This window comes from Micromonospora sp. NPDC048040 (assembly GCF_055587185.1).
Map to the genome: position 1 here is coordinate 14,039 of NZ_JBVJGT010000045.1, position 16,323 is coordinate 30,361.

Sequence of the window (16,323 nt, forward strand, 5' to 3'; positions counted from 1 at the left end):
GGCAACCTTTTCAGAGTTCCCTCAGGTCGCCGGGTGCGATTGCCCATTAATCCTCCACCCGGTCCCACCCCCGCACAACACGTGCACCCGACCGACGCACGCAGGATGCGCATGTCGCGGCGACCGCTCATCGGCACGTCCGGATGCTTGCACCCGTGAGCCGACTATCTTGCGTGACGAGCGCTTCGCGGCAGGTCCGGATGGTGGTTGGCGGCGGGTGTCTGGTCGCGCGGGATCGAGTCAGGAAGTGACGGCTTGGGAGCCGTCGATCAGTGCGGCCATGGTGCGGCGGATGCGGCCATCTGCCGCCGGGTCGGTTCCGTCGGTGAGTGCGACGTGGTGGAGCACGCCGACCACGGCCAGAGCCAGCGCCTCGGTGTCGGTGCCTGCAGGTATCCGTTCGAGTTGTTGTTCGGCGACCAGGTATTCGACGGCTGCGCGTTCGAGTGGGCGCAGTGCGGCGGTTCCGTTGCCCAGCACCGCTTCGACGTCTGCCGCCAACGCCGGCCGAGAGGCGATCAGCCGGGTGATGGCCAGCAGGGTGATCAACGGGGTCGCGAGGACTGTCTCGCTGAGGTTCGCGGCGACCGTGCCGGTGCCAACGCGCCCGGGTAGGCCAGCCGCAGCGCCGGCGATCTGGAAGCTCCGGTCGACCGCGTAGCCGACCAGGAAGTCGTCGAAGTTCGCGAAGTGGGCGAACAGCAGCCCCGTGGCGACGCCGGCCTCGCGGGTCACGGCTCGGCTGGTGAGCTGGCTGGGGCCTTCTGCGGCGATCACGCGTTCCGCGGCAGCGAACAGGTGCTGCCGAGGTTCGGCGATGGCGACTCCGCGTGGCATGCCCCGAAGTCTAAATCATGTTGCGCCGATATGAGCATGTGCTCATACTGTTTGAGCAGTTGCTCATTCTGGCCTGGGAGTGCGGATGAAACGAGCGGTGATCGTCGGTGCCGGTATAGCCGGTCTCGCCACGGCCCTACGACTGACCCTGGACGGATGGCACACGCTCGTCGTGGAACGCGCCCCGGCCCGGCGCAGCGGTGGCTACCTGGTGAACCTGCTCGGCGCGGGCTACGACGCCGCCGAGCGGCTCGGGCTGATCCCCGCCCTCTCCGACCGCGCGTTGGGCCTGTTCACTACCGTGCTGGTCCGAGCGGACGGGAGGCCGAAGCTCACGGTGCCCTCAGCCGTCGCCGAGGCCACACTGGGCCCCCGCACCATGACGGTGTTCCGAGGCGACCTCGAGACCGCACTGTACGAAGAGGTACGCGACCACGCCGAGATCCGCTTCGGCACCACCGTCTCCACCATCAACCAGGAGGCCGACCAGGTAGGGATCAGGCTCAGCGACGGCACCACCGAGGACGCCGACCTGCTCATCGGCGCCGACGGCGTTCACTCCGCGACCCGGACTGCGATGTTCGGCCCCGATCATCGCGTCGACCTGCCGTACGTCGTGGCCGCGTTCCCGATTACGCATCCGGTAGCGGCCGTACCCGAGTCGTCCGCCACGACCTTCATCGGCCCAGGCCGCACGGCGGCAATCATCAACCTGGGCCCGCAACGGTCCTCGGCCTTCTTCACGTACCGCTGCGCGAACCCACGGCGGGAGCTGGAACGCGGACCGGTGGACGCGCTTCGCGCAGCGTTCGGAGACCTGGCCGCGGGCGTACCCGAGGTGATCCGTCACCTGGAGACCGACCCGGCCGGCGCCTACTTCGACCGAATCAGCCAGGTGGATGTGCCACGATGGAGCACCGGCCGGACCGTGCTCCTCGGCGACGCGGCCTGGTGCGTCACCCTCTTCGCCGGGCACGGCGCGGCCCTAGCACTCGCCGGCGCCAACCAGCTCGGCACCGCCCTACAGCGACACGGCCACGACATCCCCTCCGCTCTCGCGGAATGGGAGACCGGCCTACGCCCCGAGATCGTCAAGCGGCAGGCGCTCGCCCGCCGCGGCATGTACCAGTACGCGCCACCGAGCCGGTTCCACGTCACGTCTGGATGAACGACGCCATAATCCGAGCGATCACCCTCCCCGGCATCCGCGGCCTCGTCCGGCGCGGCATCGAGCGACAGAACCGCTGAAAGCGACCCGAAGATAAGGCATGAGCGCTGCGATGCGCTCATCGGCAATTCCGGATGCATGCACCCGTGAACTGGTTACCTTGCGTGACGAGCGCTTCGCGGCATGCGCGTGCACCAGATCGGTACGACTACTGGGACGTCAGAGGTGACCTCGGCTGCCTTTCCATAGATAGAGGTCCCGCAGCAGCGATATCTCGGCGCCGTGGTGAATGACCTCGCGGTGGACGTGCAGGATGAGCCTCGCGATCGGTGCGCCCGCGTACTCCGGCGGTGAGATGGTGCCTTGCGGCTGAGCTAATCCGGCTGCGCCGAGGTGGCGGACATCGCGGATCCACGCATCGTGCCCGTCGTCGAGCTGGCGCAGTGCTGCCTCGGCGGTGTCCGGGTAGGCGACGGCCCGGTGACCAGCAAGCGAGCCATCGAAGTGGGGTGCGGTGGGTGGCCCGAACACGTCAATGAGGTGCGCCAGCCGCCAGGCGATCGTGGTGACCGGCGCGCGGTCGTGGGGCGGGCTGGCGTAGTCCAAGGTGAATTCGCCTGCGCCGATCGACGTCGGCGCAGAACTCTGGCCGCGCCGGTTTAGAGTCCAGGAGCCGGGGACCGGCTGCCAGAAGTACTCGTCATCGGTCAGCCCGTCCAGCCGTGGCCGAAGCTGATGCTGCCAGTGCCACTCAAGTTGGTCGACCAACTCCGCGTTCCAGTCCACATCCACGGCGCGACAGTAGAGATTGACAGGCGACCCAATCAAACCTACGACGAGAACGTCAGGACCCGAAGCCCTACACAACGGCACTTCCCGGTCCGGACCAGTCGTCGACAGCCGCGACGAGCGGAATGCGGCAGATCCGGACGACCGTGGGCGACCTCGCGAAGTAGGGTCGTGAGATGGTGCCCGTGACTCGGCTGGACCACGCCGTCATTGCTGTCTCGGATTGGCGGGTCTCCACCGACTTCTATCGTGATGTCGTCGGTGCTGAGGTGATCAGCGTTGGCGGCGACCGCGTTGCGTTCCGAGTCGGTCCCAACCAGTTGAACGTTCATGGGCCGGGTGTCGACCTTGCGGACAACGTTGCCCGTCTCCCCGTTCGCCCGGGGAACAGTGACATCTGCTTCGTCTGGGAGGGGCCGATCGAGGAGGCGGTGGCACACCTGCGACAACACAATGTCGAGGTGGAAACAGGACCTGTTCCGCGATTCGGTGCCGGCGGGACAGGGACGAGCGTCTACTTTCGCGATCCTGATGGAAGCCTGCTCGAGTTCATCTCCTACGAGGCGTCCCCGCGGCGGGCCAGCCCCGACCCGGCCGACCCCGACAGGCCAGCAGGCGGCCGTCCAGGCGTTGCCGATGCCCCACGCTCGTCACGGACCACATCTTCGCGCAGAAGCCGCAGGCCCGAACCTGGCTCAGCATGATCAGACATCCGCTCATCGGCAGATCGGCATGATGGGGCTGAGCTGGCTGGGTGGCGCTACGTTGCGCTCGGCTCTCGGATCTTGGCAAGAGAGTGCCCTGTGCCGGCCCCTCCAACCAGCGGAACGAAGCGCCCGGAGGCCGGGCGCCCTCTCGCGAGCGAGGAGGACTTAGCGGGCGGGAACCGGCTCGGACGACGGCCGCCACTCCCGCCCGATCAGCCCGTAAACCCACGAGTCCGAGACCTCGCCGTTCACGACGCAGTCTTCCCGCAACGTCCCTTCACGCACGAATCCGAGCTTCTCCAGGACGCGGGCAGATGCCGCGTTGCGCGTATCGGTCTCGGCCTGGACTCGATTCAGGTCCAGCGTGTCGAATGCCCACCGCAGCAGAACGCGTGCGGCCTCCGTCGCGTAGCCCTGGCCCCACGCGGCATCGTCGAAGCAGTAGCCCAGCGACGCGCTGCGGTAGTCCGGATTCCACCGGGTCAAACTGCACCAGCCGATGAACGCCCCGTCGGAAACCCGGTCCACCGCCAGCCGCGTCCCGGTGCCTTCCTCTGCCATCTGCCGGCAAGCCGTGATGAACCGCTCGGCGCGCACGCGTTCGCTCCACGGCGGCGCGTCCCAGTAGCGCAGCACGTAGGCGCTGCTGTGCAGCGCGAAGAGGCCGTTCGCATCCGCGTCGTTGAAGGGACGCAGTCGCAGCCGAGCGGTGTGCAGCGTGGGGGTGGGCAGCGACATACGCGTCATCTTGCCTCCCATACTGGTGGCCGATCAACCAAACATCCGATGCCGGCCACTCGCAACGGGCTTTCTCGGCAGACAGGGGACGGGCAGAACGACGTGCCCGCTCATCGGCACGTCCGTACGCGGACCGCAGAGGCTTGTCGTGATGCTGAGTAATGCGCTAATCGCTGAAGAGCGGATGCGTCTGGCCATCCCTAACGTCTCCGAGTTGTGGCAGCTGCACTGCCCAGACACATTGGCCTTGGGCGTACGGCGCCCGGGCCTGCCGCGATGCGCTCGTCACGCAAGGTAACCAGCTCACGGGTGCATGCATCCGGACGTGCCGAAAAGCGGATACCCGAGCCCTGGGTGCATCGGACTGTCGCTGTCATGCGCGGACCCCATCTGGCCTGCTCGCTGCGGAGCACGCTGGGCAGCAACAGCTCACCGCCATGCCCTGGCCACTTTGGCCAAGTCGGCCGACGGGGAACGGGAGCGGTTCCGTCCAACGGAGACCGCAACTGTGGCCGCGAGCCACGCCACGACCCGTCACGCTAAGGTGCTGATCTATGCTGCCCGCGCGCGCCACGATCCGCCCGATTCAGCTTGCCTACACCCTGACGGATGACGATCTGCGCGACAGTATCGCAGCTCAGCAGCACCGCCTATGGGGTCGTTGGCTGGTTCCCGTCCTCGCGGTCGCCGCACTGGGCGCCGCCATCATGGGATTCATCTCCGCCGAGATTTGGGAACTGTCGGCGGGTGCCGCCGCCATTGCTTTGGCCATCGCGCTGGCGGTGACAGCCGTCATCGCAGGGGTCGCCATCCTGCTGCTCCGCCTCCTCACCGCAGCGATCTATCGCTGGCAGGCTCGACTCCTCGTACGCGGGAACCCCTGGCTGTCCCAGCCCGTCCACGCCACGGCGACCGATGCCGGCATCCATCTCCGCACCAGCACCGGGGATGCCACGACCGCCTGGTCGCACTATCCCTACTACATCGAGACCAACCGGTCGTTTGTTTTGCTGGCCTCGAAGGGCATCGCGCAATGTCAGTGGTGCTGCCGAAACGTGGGCTGGTCGAGGCGGATCCATCGCAACTGCGCGCGGTGCTCGCCACCCACGCCCACGAACGTCCTCGGTGACACGTTGGGGCGGGGCGCCGACTGCTGGCGCCGTCACACTCGGCTGGCCGATTCAGGGGAAAGCGTGGGGGCATCGGCGTGAGGCCCCGACATAATCCATCATGGACCGACCACCGAGTTACGAGCCGTCCCTCAGGTGCTTAGATCATCGCACCAGATCGGGCCCGGCGACGAATGCGTACGGTCCCGCGGCGACGTCATCGAACACCAGGCCACCTACGAAGAACTACGTGAAGAAATCCAGCAACGGCGCACCCGAGCACTTGCGTTCGCCGCCGCCGCGATCGCGCTGCCACCGATCCTCGTCCACCTGTGGTGGCGGATTCGCCGCAGGCCGGCACCGACGGCACACTGACTCCACGCTCCCCCACTCTGATCGCGGCATGACCGGTCACGCTATGCCGAGCGACCAGCGCCGGCATGACCATCCGTGTGCGACCGAAGCCGCTTCCACATGCGGCAACCTTGCTCACTCGGACAGTGGCGCGTGCGAAGAGCCTGGCGCGCATAAGGTCGGCTCGACATGGCAACCTTCGCGAGACTAGCTAGGACGGATAGGACATGGACCAAGGCACCCGCGACGAGTTGCTCGGCCGCCTGGCTGAGGCAGTCGGGTCCGCCACAGTCGCACACCCAACGCGGGTTGCCATCGACGGACCGCCCGCCGCAGGCAAGACCACCCTCGCCGACGAACTGGCCGTCGCCTTGCGCATGCAGGGCCGCGACGTCATCCGCGCAACAATCGACGATTTCCTCTTCCCACGGGCACAGCGCTATCCACGCGGCGAGTACTCGGCCGAAGGCTGCTACTTCGACACCCACGACTACGACGCGCTGAACCGGGTTCTGCTCGATCCGCTCGGCCCAGGCGGAGATCGACGCTTCCAACACGCGGTCTACGACCGCACCGCGGATACTGCCCTGTCCCCGCCGGTCACGACTGCCCCCGCCGACGCCGTGCTGGTCTTCGACGGCGTCTTCCTCATGCGCCCGGAACTGATTGATCGGTGGGACCTGCGCATCTTCGTGTCGACCGCGCTCGAGACGACCGTGGATCGTGCCGTCATCCGAGAGCGCCGGGTGTCATCTCGGGCCGAAGTCGAACGGCGCTGGCGCGAGCGTTACATCCCCTCCCAACAGCTCTACTTCGCTACGGTCCGCCCAACCGATCACGTCGACATCATCGTGCACAACGACGAGCCCCAGCAGCCGGTCTGGGAGACCCAAAAACACTGACCACGCTTTAGTAGGGCAGCCGCCATTCGGGATCATGGTCGAAATTCGAGGTTGAGCCGTCGTTTGTGGTGGGCTCGTCGGGCTTGGCCCTTTTGACGCCGGCGACCGCAAGGACGGTGACCAGCCCGACGCCGAGCCACGCCCAGCCACGGTCTGGTCCGACCAACGCCTCCACCGCGCCGGTCGTCGTGGGATTCGGCACGAGCAGGGCCGGCCCAGGATCTCGTAGCGGCCCGACTGAGATCAGCGCACCCCAACACCGGGAATCGCCAGTCGCAGACGGAGTGCCGGCGATGCCGGTTGTAGAAGTCGGGTGATCCAGGTGGCGATCTTCAGCCGGGCCTCGGTGCGGGTGCGGAAGTGGCGGCGGTGTACGTACTCGACCTTGATGGTGGAGAAGGTGGCCTCGGCGACGGCGTTGTCGAAGCATGATCCGACCCGCCCCATCGACTGGCGTACCTTCCATCGGGCGCAGGCTCGGGCGAAGTCGGCCGAGGTGTACCTCCCGGGTTCAAGGGGTCGCCGCAACACCGCTTGTTTGGATTGAGAGTTGGTGATCGTTGAGGGCTTCTGCGGGAGTTCGCCATCCGAGTGTCTTGCGGGGGCGGCTGTTGAGGGCGTGAGCGACGGTCACCAAGATCGGCGTACCGGACCGGGTGCGGGCAGTCGTCAAAGCCCGCGAGGCCGGAGTCGTCACCGAGGGCTGAGGCCTGGCCAACCGGGCTTGAGCCGACAGGACGGCGTGGGCGGCGGCGGTGGCATCGATGGCATCGGTTTTGCCCTGGCGGCGCCAGGCTGCCGATCCGTCAGGTTGACCTCCACGGCGGTGATGATCTGCCAATGCAACAGTCGAGTCAGGGCCACAGCGTAGGATCCGTGCCTTCCACCTCCACTCGGCACAACACGCCGAAGCCACGCGCCCAGGCCGGAGCCGGTGGAGGGTCACGATGCGGGGCACCGACCCGCGCAGGTGGACGGATGCGAGCCGTGGCCTGGTAGGTCACGACACGAGTCCGTCAAGATCGGACAAGATCTCCGAGGCGGTCACCGGGTGCAGGACGCCGAATGTGGCGGCACTGCCGTGTAGGCCGTCGTCGTCGCGGTTGCCGCGCAGCCACACCCGTTCCAGGACCTGATCGGGTTCGTGTGTGATGGTGCCGATGGGGATGCCCGGGTTGAGATCGATGACCACGGTGCGGCCACCGGGCAGGCGGTGCTCGATCGCGTTCTGGTAGCCCTGGTTCTCGGGCAGATCGCGCCGCCAACCCCGCCGCTCGAGCCCGAGCAGCCGCCCGGTGGGGACCTTCAGGCCAGCGAACCTGTCCAGCGTACTGGACACACGCTCGTCCGCGCCGAGGCTGCTCACTTCTCGTGCCAACTGCCGGAACGGCTGCACGAGTTCGTAGTCAGCAAACAGCTGCGCCCAAGCGGGCAGGCTGTCGCCGAGTTCCACCGGGTGCACCACCCGGACGACGGCCTCGCCCGGCAGGTGCACCATGTCGTCGTCGATGTCGGCGAGGCTGCGGTCCTCGGCGACGCGCAGCCCGCCGATCAGCGCGCCGGTGTCGTCGTAGCGGCCCCAGACGAGGCGGCGCACGATGTGCCACAGCAGCGGGTGCCCGACGAGCAGCCGGTTGAAGTCCTCGGCCTTCCAGCGGCGGCGGCTCACCATCGCCTGCTCCAGCCGGCGGATGCTGTCGGCGGCGACGACGCGCACGTCCTTCTTCAGGGCGGTGAAGCGCTGGTAGGCGGCCGGGGCCAGGTGCGGATCGTCTGCCGCGCCGGGTTTGGGCAGGTCCTTGCGCCGTCTGCCGTCGGCGCCGGCGACATACGGCCTGAGCTGCTCGTCGAACCCGACCACGAACCGGCGGTTGCCGTAGTCGAGGCTGAGGCTGCCGTCGTCGGCCAGACCGAAGTCGGGTACCAGCCGGTCGGCCAGCTGCTGCGAGGTCAGGCCGCGCTGCTCGGCGACCTCGTCCAGCTTCTGCTTGGCGCGTTGCTTCAAACCGCTGAACTTCACCTTCTCCGCGATGCCGTGCAGGTGCATCAACGCCACGTCGGAGCCGATGGCGGCCAGCACGTCCAGGCCGTGCACCGCGCGGGCATGGCCGTTCTCCCCCGGCCACACCCGGATCAGCGGGGTCAGCGCGCGCACTGTGGTGTCGTCGCCCAGCAGGCCCAGCGAGTGCAGCACCCAGCGCTCCTCCGCCGGGTAGCCGGCGGCCCGCCAACACTCGAACAGCGACCATGCGAACCCTGCCAGGCTGGGCCCGTCGCAGGCGACCTTGACCAGCTCGACTCCGGCGTAGACGTCGCCCGGCTGCGAGATCGCCAGCATCGTCAGCACGTGCCGGACGGCCTCGTCTGGCAGGACGCGCGGCTCGTCGCGCAGCCGGATCGGTGCGAGCTCGTCGGGTTCTGCCCAGCCGGGCAGCACCGGCATGGTGGCGGGCAGCGCGTCCAGCGGATCGGCCGATACGAGCTCCGCGATCGCCGCAGCCGCGTCAGGGCCGTATCCGGCGGCCGCCGTCAGCACGACCTCGTGGCTGTCCGACGCCAGCACGCGCAGCGCCTGCTCCGCGCGCTCCCGGGCCGGACCCGGCCGGCCGAGTGCCGGCGGGATCAGTGCCCGCGCCGCGGCTTCGGGGTGCTGCGACAGCCACGCCAGAACGGTCGGCCGCAGCGACTTCAGCCGCGCCAGCCATTCGGCCATCTGCGCTGCCAGTTTCGGGCTGGCGAACGGCAGAAGCCAGGGCACGACCTGGGCGGGGCCGTGCCGGGCTGCGTCGAGCGCCATCGGCAGCGCCGCGAGCTGGAAGCGGGCCAGCACGGCGGGCATCCAGTCTGCGGCGTCCCACACGTGGTCAGTGCGCCAGTGTTCGATCACCGGCTCGGCGGCTTCCTGCGGGCCTGCGGTGAACAGTGAGATCTCGTGGTGCTCGAAGACGTAGTCGTCGCTGCGGACACCGGCGACGTGCTCGGCGACATGCGTCCAGTTCGTCTGGGGGTCGTTCGCCCACGACATGTACTTGGACGGCGTGGCCTGCCAGGCGGCGCGCTCGCCCGGCCGCCAGGTCACGCTCGGTTCGTCGCTGCACACCAGACCGTCGACGACGACCGGGTCGCGGGTCCGGCGGGGGCGCGACCACGGCGGGTCGACCAGCACCTCAGGCAGCGCCTCTGCAGGTGCGACCGCGTTGCTCGAGTTGTCGGCCCTACCCGGCCCGGCCGGAGCCGGCTGGAGATGAGCGGGTTCCTGCGTGTCATGTGTGGTCGCGTCCGGCAGCTCGGCTGAAGGCATCGCCTGCGCTAGTGTCTCCTGGTCCGGGACGGGGGCGGGCCGCGCGGCGGCTGTCGCGGTCGGCTGGCCGACTGCCGGTGCGGGCACGGCGGTGACAGTGCCCTCGGTATAGCCCTTGCGGAGCTTCTCGGCGACCAGCTTGCGCATGGCCGCGGTTGCCGCCTCGGCAGTGTCGAACTCCTTCACCTGCGCCTGGCCAGTGGAGCCGAGCCGCCCGAAGCGGATGCTCAGCTCGGCACCGTCCTGGCTGACCTGCCAGAACTTCGCCGAGCCGGCACCGATGCAGGTGAGTAGGTGTTGCTTGGCCATTGTGGGTCCCGAACGCTCTGTCTGACGATCGCCAGCATGGTGGTGGCGATGGCACGATTCCCGCACCGACCGCTGATCTTGCTGGCTGCTTGGCGACACCGTAGCCGTTGGGACTGACAGCGTGGCGTTCTGACCGGCCGCGGCCAGTCTGCGAGACGGTCGCGCTGCTGGCCGCTCGGGCGCGGTCGCTGGACCAGGCCCGGGCCGGCCGCAGGGGAAGGCGACGATCGCTGGGTAGCCGACGGACGTCAGCTGCACGTCGTGCCGGAGCCGACCACTTGTGCGAGATCTGGACCGTGCTGTGCGCCTCTGGATCTGGCATGTCATCTTCGTCGACGGCACGATCGCGTCCGCCGGACTGGCACCGTTGACCCACTGGTCGCTCACATGAGGGCGCGATCTCCAGGTCGTTCAGCCCGCGCCAGGCGCGACGCCTGGCTGGGCAGGCGAGGACTTATCGACTAGTCGGCAAACCGCGAACAGGCGGGTTCCACGTTCACGGCCATCGCCGGGGATGCCCTACCCCGAGGCAGGCCTGAAGGCCGACGTGCGGCGCAGGGCGACGGCGTTCATTTCGTCTACAGCTGTCAGGACTGTAGCGATGGCACGCCACGCTCGGGCGATCCTCAGGGCTGGCACAGAGATGCTGACAGCCGCAACGAACAGTAGAGTGGGCCGGATCAGCTAAAGACAATGCGAGCGATAGGTCCCCTTTTAGGTTTTTGGCCAGTAATGAACTGGACCCTTCGCTGCGTCGGTAGTGGTCGCTGTCAGTGTGGACGCATGCCTGCGCGTTCATCGGCGTCCTCCCGGTTGGTGCGGTTTCCGCTACGCCGAGGGGTGTCACTCGGCCTCGCCTTACGCCAGCGTTCAGTCGGGCGCCCATAGCTGCGCAGTGTGGGACAACGGCACCACCCGTCGTCGACTGGCACCTCGCGGGCCGGCCGAGCCGGCCCGCGAGCAGCCGGACGCACCGGTAGGGTGCGCCCCGTGGGAGACCTGTACGAGATCGTGTTGAGCATCGACCTGCGTGGCGACCTCACCGACGACGAGTTCGCCGAGCTGCGGTGGAACGTGGGGCAGGGGCCCAGGCCCGAGCGGCTGCCGATCGGCACGGACGCCTATCGGGAGACCTATCCGTTGGGTGATCCCGACGATCCGGATTGTGAGTGGGAGAGCGCCGAACCAGCGCCGATCTTCGGGCAGCGGGGCGCGGCCCGGCGAGTGGGGGGCGCGCTGATCGCCGAGTTGGTCGAGCGGAAGCAGCCGGACGGCTGGGCGTTGACAGTGCGCCAGGAGCTGCACCCCGACATGTTCTACCAGCTTCGGACGCTGCTGGAGTGGCTGGGCTCGCGCGCGGTCGATCGGGGCGACGGCGTCGAGCGCGTCGTCGGCTACCTGCGTTTCCACGAGACGACGGAGATCACGCCTCTCGTTCTGGCGAACGGGCGGATCGGCATACCGGCGGACGTCCGTGCCCACACCCCACACTGGCAGGGCACCTGAGTGTGAGCTCTGGGATTGCCTCTGGTCTCGGAGACGCCGGTTCAGCCACCGCACGGCGCGTAGGGGATGCCTTGGTAGGTATTTCTCCCATTCGGCCTGGGTGATGACATCACCGGTGGTGGCGCAGACGTGCGAGCCCATCTGCTCGGGGTCGATGTTCCACAGCCGGGCCGTCTTGTCGGCGCTGCCGGTTGCCAGCAGGGAGTTGCCGCCGTCGAACGCAACCACGTAGATCGGCCCAAAGGCGGGGCACACCGGTTCCCGGCAGGCGGCAATGGTGCGGTGATGTCGGGATCAGCCCTGCGTTTCCAAATGCTCCCGTAGGCTGCGCGGACGCAGGTCGGTCCAAATCTCGTCGATGTGCGCCAGGCAGGTCGCCCGGTCGCCGGTGACGCCTACCGCCCGCCACCCAGCCGGAATCTCCGATCCCTCCAACCAGATCGAATATTGTTCCTCGTCGTTTACCACGACGTGGTATCGGCGCAGGTCCTCAGATGCTTCCATCACTGCTCTCCAGGTGTGGCGGTGTCCACAGATTAGACATGAGTATTATATCGACCAACCATCCGATGCGTTACCCCATCGGCGGCCATCACAAAAATCCAATTGATCGCCCCACACGGAGGCGGAGCCACCAATCACATCCATCACGGTAAATCAAGGTCACGAGGATCCGGGTGTCGACTTCACTGTTGGCGATTTTCAGGTGGCCGCTGGCGGCTCCGGTACGGTCACGGCACGCTGGTCCTCGGACGCCCGGCAGGCGCGAGGATCGGTTCCGCCCGGAGCCAGCGCTGAAACTACCCACGTCGGCGGCTCAGGCCGCTCGCCCGGCGACCGGCTCGGGTCGCTTGGCCAGGTCCGCGTACCGGCCCCGATGGTAGAGCAGCGGCGAGTCGACCTCACTGTGCCGCAGCAGCTCCGGCTCGGCCAGCATGATCGCATGGTCACCCGCGACCACCCGGTCGATCACCCGGCACAGCAGCCAGGCCAGGGTGTCGTCGAGGATCGGCACCCCCTCGGGCCCGTGCCGCCAACGGGTCGGCGCCGCGAACCGGTCGATCCCGCTGGTGGCGAACCTCTGGGCAAGTTCCTGTTGCTGGCGGGTGAGCAGGTGCACGCCAACATGCCGGGCCCGGGAGACGGTGGGCCAACTCGACGAACTGAGATCCAGGCAGAACAGGACGATTGGCGGCCGCAGTGACACCGAGGTGAACGACGTGGCGGTGAATCCGACCGCCGAGGCGCCGGGAGCGGTGACCACGGTGACGGTGCTGGCCTGGTGGCGCAGCACCGCCCGCAGGGTGTCCGGATCGGCGCGAACCGGCGGAGAGTCATCGACGGGCTCGGTCATGGTGTTCCTCCCCGGTGCTGGGTGCTGGACGGTCGGGTCTGCCACCCGCCGCTCGTACGGATGGTTCTCCCGTACACCGGCAACGGCCCGCAGTCGGTGTTCCGGCGGCGGCAGCGGCAGTTCGCGGCGTCGGCGTACGCGCGGGCAGGTTGATCTCGAGCCGCCACCCGCCTCTGCTCGGCACCCCGCCGGGTGGCCCGGTCAGGGGTGGTCGGCGGCGGGTGTGTGCAGCCACACCCCCTTGATCTCGGTGTAGGCCTCGATCGCGGCGGCGCCCATCTCGCGGCCCATCCCGCTGGCCTTGACGCCGCCCCACGGCCCGGCCGGATCCGGCTGTGGCGGCATGTTGACGAAGACCGCCCCGGCCCGGATCGCCCCGGCGAGCCGGTGAGCGGTGGCCAGGTCCCGGGTCCACACCGCGGCGGACAGGCCGTAGTCGCTGTCGTTGGCCCGATCGACCAGTTCCGCCGGGTCGTCGTACGGCAGGACGCACAGCACCGGCCCGAAGATCTCCGTCCGGGCGATGGTCATCTCGTCGGTTACCCCGCTGAACACGGTCGGCTGGTAGAAGAAGCCCGCGGTGAGGGGGCCGGCGGTGATCCGCCCTCCCCCGGTGACCAGGTGGGCGCCCTCGGCGGTACCGGTGCGCACGAGGTCGTCCACCCGCCGCAACTGCTCGGCGGAGATGAGCGGACCGAGCTGACTGTCGGGGGCCAGGCCGGGACCGACACGCACCTTCCCGGCCATGGTGGCGAGCTTCTCGGCGAACTCGTCGGCCCGCGTCCGCTGCACGTACAGCCGGGTGTAGGCGGTGCAGGACTGGCCGCTGTTGACCAGCCCGCCGCTGAGGCAGCCAGCTGCGGCGGCGGCAAGGTCAGCGTCTCCGGCGATGATCACCGGCGCCTTGCCGCCGAGTTCCAGCGTCACCCGCTTGAGCTGCTCGCCGCAGACCCGCCCGATCTCCCGGCCGACAGCGGTGGAACCGGTGAACGACACCTTGTCCACCCCGGGGTGGGCCACCAGGCCGCGGCCCGTGTCCGGCCCGCCCGTGACGAGGTTGACCACACCGGCCGGTACGCCGGCCTGCCGGCACAACTCCACGAGGTACGCGGCGGTGAGCGGAGTCTGCTCGGCCGGCTTGAGCACGACGGCGTTGCCGCAGGCGAGGGCCGGGGCGAGTTTCCAGACCGCGATCAGCAGCGGGAAGTTCCACGGCACGATCAGGGCACACACACCCACCGGTTCCCGGCGGGTGTAGTGCAGCGTGTCCGGGTAGGACACCGGCACCGTGCTGCCCTCGATCCTGGTGCACCAGCCGGCGAAGTAGCGCAGGTGCTCGGCCGCGGCGGCCACGCAGCCACGGGCGGCGCGCAGCGGCTGGCCCTGGTCGCGGGTCTCCAGTTCGGCCAGCGTGTCCGCATGCTCGTCGATCAGGTCGGCGACCCGCCACAGCAGCCGGGCCCGCGCGGCGGCCGTCATCAGGGCCCAGGCGGGGGCGGTGAGCGCGGCGCGGGCCGCGGCCACCGCCGCGTCGACGTCCGCCGGGCCGGCCTGGGCATAGCGGGCCAGCGGTTGCCCGGTCGCCGGGTCCAGCGAGGTGCCGTACCCGCCCGGTGCTGTCTCGAGCCAGTCGCCGTCGATGAACAGCTGGCACACCTGGTCGGTCATCGTCGCCGGGGTCACGACTGCTCCTGCCGGGTGTGGTGGCCGGCGGTGACGAAGTCGGCCGCCAGTTCGCCGATGAGGACCGCCGGGGCATGGGTGTTGGCGGTGGTCACCGCCGGCATGATCGACGCGTCGGCGACGCGTAGTCCCCGCACACCGTGCACCCGCAGCCGGGCGTCGACCACCGCCTGGTCGTCGGCACCCATCTTGCAGGTGCCGACCTGGTGGTGGAAGGTACCGGCGGTGGCGCGTACGTAGGCGCGCAGGTCGTCGAGAGTACGCACCGTCGGGCCCGGATAGACCTCCCGCGCACCCCACCCGCCGGCCAGGGCTGAACCGGCACCCATCTCCCGGCACAGGATCACCGCCTCGACGAGCGCGTCGACGTCCTGCGCGCAGGCCAGCGCCGCGGGGTCGATGTCGAGCCCGGCGTGCGGGTCGCCGCCGACGAGGCTGATCCGTCCCCTGCTCACCGGGCGGACGAGGCCGGCTTGGAGGGTGAACCCGTCGGATGGGCCGGACATCCCCGGCTGGTACATCGGGACCGGGAAGTGCAGCGCCTCCACGTCGGGTACCGGCAGGCCGGACCGCGTACGCCAGAACAGGTGGCTCTGCATCGGCGTCAGGTCGGGAGAGCGTCCGACCTGGCGGGTGGTACTGAAGATGACGGGGCTGAGCAGGTGGTCGTGCAGGTTGCGGCCCACCCCGGGCAGGTGCACCCGGACGTCGATGTCGTGCCGGCGCAGTTCGGCGGCGTCACCGATGCCGGAGAGCATCAGCAGCCGGGGGGATTCGATGGTGCCTGCGGAGACGATCACCTCCACGCCGGCGTGGGTGGTGTGGGTGAGCCCGTCGCGCTCCCACTCGACCCCGGTGCAGCGGTCCTGGCTGAACAGCAACCGGCGGGCGTGCGCACGGGTGACGACGGTGAGCCCCGGATGGTCGAGGATGGGACGCAGGTAACCGGCGGCGGCGCTCTGCCGTTGGCCGTCCCGGATGGTCAATTGGGTCTGCGACACCCCGTCCAGTTCGCCGGAGTTGTAGTCGGGGTTGATCCCGACCCCGATCTCCTGCGCCGCCTTGATGCAGGACTCGAAGATCGCATCCGGGCGGTACTGGGACATGACGTGGATCGGTCCGCCGGTGCCGCGCAGCGGGGACAAGGCGTCGAAGTCCTCCATGCGCCGGTACACCGGCAGGACGTCCGTCCACGACCATCCGTCGTTGCCGAGGTACGCCCAGTGGTCGTAGTCGGCGGCGGCGCCCCGTGCCCAGATCATGCCGTTGAGCGCGCTGGAGCCGCCGAGAACTCGTCCGCGCGGCCAGTGCAGTCGCCGGTGCCCGGCGTGCGGCTGCGCCACGGTGTGATACGCCCAGTCCTCCTCGGCGAACCAGAGGTAGGCCAGCCGTCCGGGCGTACCGATGTCGGGGTTGGTGTCCTCACCGCCGGCCTCGAGTACGACCACGCGCAGTCCGCGCTCGACCAGCCGGCGGGCCAGAGCGCAGCCAGCGGATCCGGCACCGACGACGACGACATCGGCGCCCGCAGGTGTCGCTGTCACGTGTGTTGCCCCTTTCCGCCCG

General features: G+C 68.9%; 14 protein-coding genes and 1 pseudogene. 5 read left to right on the forward strand and 10 right to left on the reverse strand.

Features of this window, described 5'->3' with window-relative positions; translation table 11 throughout:
* Nucleotides 1–240 precede the first annotated feature (240 nt).
* Complete coding sequence (locus ACZ6O2_RS28445; protein WP_466024984.1) at nucleotides 241–837, reverse strand: TetR family transcriptional regulator; 597 nt, start codon at nucleotides 835–837, stop codon at nucleotides 241–243.
* A gap of 85 nt (nucleotides 838–922) precedes the next feature.
* Here ACZ6O2_RS28445 and ACZ6O2_RS28450 point away from each other — a divergent pair, with 85 nt between their 5' ends.
* On the forward strand, nucleotides 923–2,005 hold the full coding sequence (locus ACZ6O2_RS28450; RefSeq protein ID WP_466024985.1) for an FAD-dependent monooxygenase: 1,083 nt from the start codon (nucleotides 923–925) through the stop codon (nucleotides 2,003–2,005).
* Between the two features lie 219 nt (nucleotides 2,006–2,224).
* On the opposite strand, the gene ACZ6O2_RS28455 is transcribed toward ACZ6O2_RS28450, so the two are convergent.
* Nucleotides 2,225–2,791, reverse strand: a complete 567-nt coding sequence (locus ACZ6O2_RS28455) for a DinB family protein (protein WP_466025010.1) — start codon at nucleotides 2,789–2,791, stop codon at nucleotides 2,225–2,227.
* A gap of 179 nt (nucleotides 2,792–2,970) precedes the next feature.
* Here ACZ6O2_RS28455 and ACZ6O2_RS28460 point away from each other — a divergent pair, with 179 nt between their 5' ends.
* Nucleotides 2,971–3,498 (forward strand): VOC family protein, encoded by a 528-nt coding sequence (locus tag ACZ6O2_RS28460; protein WP_466024986.1) that lies wholly within the window; start codon nucleotides 2,971–2,973, stop codon nucleotides 3,496–3,498.
* A 168-nt stretch (nucleotides 3,499–3,666) separates the two neighbouring features.
* Here ACZ6O2_RS28460 and ACZ6O2_RS28465 read toward each other — a convergent pair whose 3' ends face one another.
* Nucleotides 3,667–4,239 carry a GNAT family N-acetyltransferase gene (locus tag ACZ6O2_RS28465; RefSeq protein WP_350712472.1) on the reverse strand — a complete coding sequence of 191 codons (573 nt, stop codon included), beginning with the start codon at nucleotides 4,237–4,239 and terminating at the stop codon, nucleotides 3,667–3,669.
* A 554-nt stretch (nucleotides 4,240–4,793) separates the two neighbouring features.
* Between ACZ6O2_RS28465 and ACZ6O2_RS28470 the strand changes: the two genes are divergently transcribed.
* Both ACZ6O2_RS28470 and ACZ6O2_RS28475 read left to right on the forward strand, forming a co-directional pair.
* Nucleotides 4,794–5,450: a hypothetical protein gene (locus ACZ6O2_RS28470; RefSeq protein ID WP_466024987.1), complete on the forward strand. Its 657-nt coding sequence runs from the start codon at nucleotides 4,794–4,796 to the stop codon at nucleotides 5,448–5,450.
* Between the two features lie 479 nt (nucleotides 5,451–5,929).
* Complete coding sequence (locus ACZ6O2_RS28475; RefSeq protein ID WP_466024988.1) at nucleotides 5,930–6,604, forward strand: cytidylate kinase family protein; 675 nt, start codon at nucleotides 5,930–5,932, stop codon at nucleotides 6,602–6,604.
* Nucleotides 6,605–6,847: 243 nt separating this feature from the next.
* On the opposite strand, the gene ACZ6O2_RS28480 is transcribed toward ACZ6O2_RS28475, so the two are convergent.
* From ACZ6O2_RS28480 to ACZ6O2_RS28490, 3 genes and pseudogenes are all read right to left on the reverse strand, one after another.
* Entirely contained in the window at nucleotides 6,848–7,135 is a 288-nt protein-coding gene (locus ACZ6O2_RS28480) for an integrase core domain-containing protein (RefSeq protein WP_466024989.1), read from the reverse strand.
* Nucleotides 7,116–7,241, reverse strand: a pseudogene (locus tag ACZ6O2_RS28485) (IS30 family transposase); the annotation flags it as partial. The pseudogene ACZ6O2_RS28485 and the gene ACZ6O2_RS28480, both read right to left, overlap by 20 nt.
* A gap of 363 nt (nucleotides 7,242–7,604) precedes the next feature.
* Nucleotides 7,605–10,214: a DUF4132 domain-containing protein gene (locus ACZ6O2_RS28490; RefSeq protein WP_466024990.1), complete on the reverse strand. Its 2,610-nt coding sequence runs from the start codon at nucleotides 10,212–10,214 to the stop codon at nucleotides 7,605–7,607.
* Nucleotides 10,215–11,204: 990 nt separating this feature from the next.
* On the opposite strand from ACZ6O2_RS28490, the gene ACZ6O2_RS28495 reads away from it, so the two are divergent.
* The gene (locus tag ACZ6O2_RS28495; protein WP_466024991.1) at nucleotides 11,205–11,720 is read left to right on the forward strand and encodes a hypothetical protein; all 516 of its coding nucleotides are present in this window, start codon (nucleotides 11,205–11,207) and stop codon (nucleotides 11,718–11,720) included.
* A 294-nt stretch (nucleotides 11,721–12,014) separates the two neighbouring features.
* Here the strand turns inward: ACZ6O2_RS28495 and ACZ6O2_RS28500 are convergent, their stop codons facing one another.
* From ACZ6O2_RS28500 to ACZ6O2_RS28515, 4 genes are all read right to left on the reverse strand, one after another.
* Nucleotides 12,015–12,224, reverse strand: a complete 210-nt coding sequence (locus tag ACZ6O2_RS28500; RefSeq protein WP_466024992.1) for an MbtH family protein — start codon at nucleotides 12,222–12,224, stop codon at nucleotides 12,015–12,017.
* 313 nt (nucleotides 12,225–12,537) lie between these two features.
* Nucleotides 12,538–13,074: a flavin reductase family protein gene (locus ACZ6O2_RS28505; protein WP_350711946.1), complete on the reverse strand. Its 537-nt coding sequence runs from the start codon at nucleotides 13,072–13,074 to the stop codon at nucleotides 12,538–12,540.
* 201 nt (nucleotides 13,075–13,275) lie between these two features.
* Nucleotides 13,276–14,757 carry an aldehyde dehydrogenase family protein gene (locus ACZ6O2_RS28510; protein ID WP_466024993.1) on the reverse strand — a complete coding sequence of 494 codons (1,482 nt, stop codon included), beginning with the start codon at nucleotides 14,755–14,757 and terminating at the stop codon, nucleotides 13,276–13,278.
* Nucleotides 14,754–16,301, reverse strand: a complete 1,548-nt coding sequence (locus tag ACZ6O2_RS28515) for a GMC family oxidoreductase (protein ID WP_350711944.1) — start codon at nucleotides 16,299–16,301, stop codon at nucleotides 14,754–14,756. Before ACZ6O2_RS28515 ends, ACZ6O2_RS28510 begins: the two co-directional genes overlap by 4 nt.
* Nucleotides 16,302–16,323: the final 22 nt, after the last annotated feature.

What these genes read in the sequence shown, in the direction of transcription:
- ACZ6O2_RS28505 (WP_350711946.1), bottom strand. Translation starts at nt 13,074, where the DNA reads ATGACCGAGCCCGTCGATGACTCTCCGCCGGTTCGCGCCGATCCGGAC.
- ACZ6O2_RS28460 (WP_466024986.1), top strand. Translation starts at nt 2,971, where the DNA reads ATGGTGCCCGTGACTCGGCTGGACCACGCCGTCATTGCTGTCTCGGAT.
- ACZ6O2_RS28445 (WP_466024984.1), bottom strand. Translation starts at nt 837, where the DNA reads ATGCCACGCGGAGTCGCCATCGCCGAACCTCGGCAGCACCTGTTCGCT.
- ACZ6O2_RS28475 (WP_466024988.1), top strand. Translation starts at nt 5,930, where the DNA reads ATGGACCAAGGCACCCGCGACGAGTTGCTCGGCCGCCTGGCTGAGGCA.
- ACZ6O2_RS28465 (WP_350712472.1), bottom strand. Translation starts at nt 4,239, where the DNA reads ATGTCGCTGCCCACCCCCACGCTGCACACCGCTCGGCTGCGACTGCGT.
- ACZ6O2_RS28490 (WP_466024990.1), bottom strand. Translation starts at nt 10,214, where the DNA reads ATGGCCAAGCAACACCTACTCACCTGCATCGGTGCCGGCTCGGCGAAG.
- ACZ6O2_RS28500 (WP_466024992.1), bottom strand. Translation starts at nt 12,224, where the DNA reads ATGGAAGCATCTGAGGACCTGCGCCGATACCACGTCGTGGTAAACGAC.
- ACZ6O2_RS28470 (WP_466024987.1), top strand. Translation starts at nt 4,794, where the DNA reads ATGCTGCCCGCGCGCGCCACGATCCGCCCGATTCAGCTTGCCTACACC.
- ACZ6O2_RS28450 (WP_466024985.1), top strand. Translation starts at nt 923, where the DNA reads ATGAAACGAGCGGTGATCGTCGGTGCCGGTATAGCCGGTCTCGCCACG.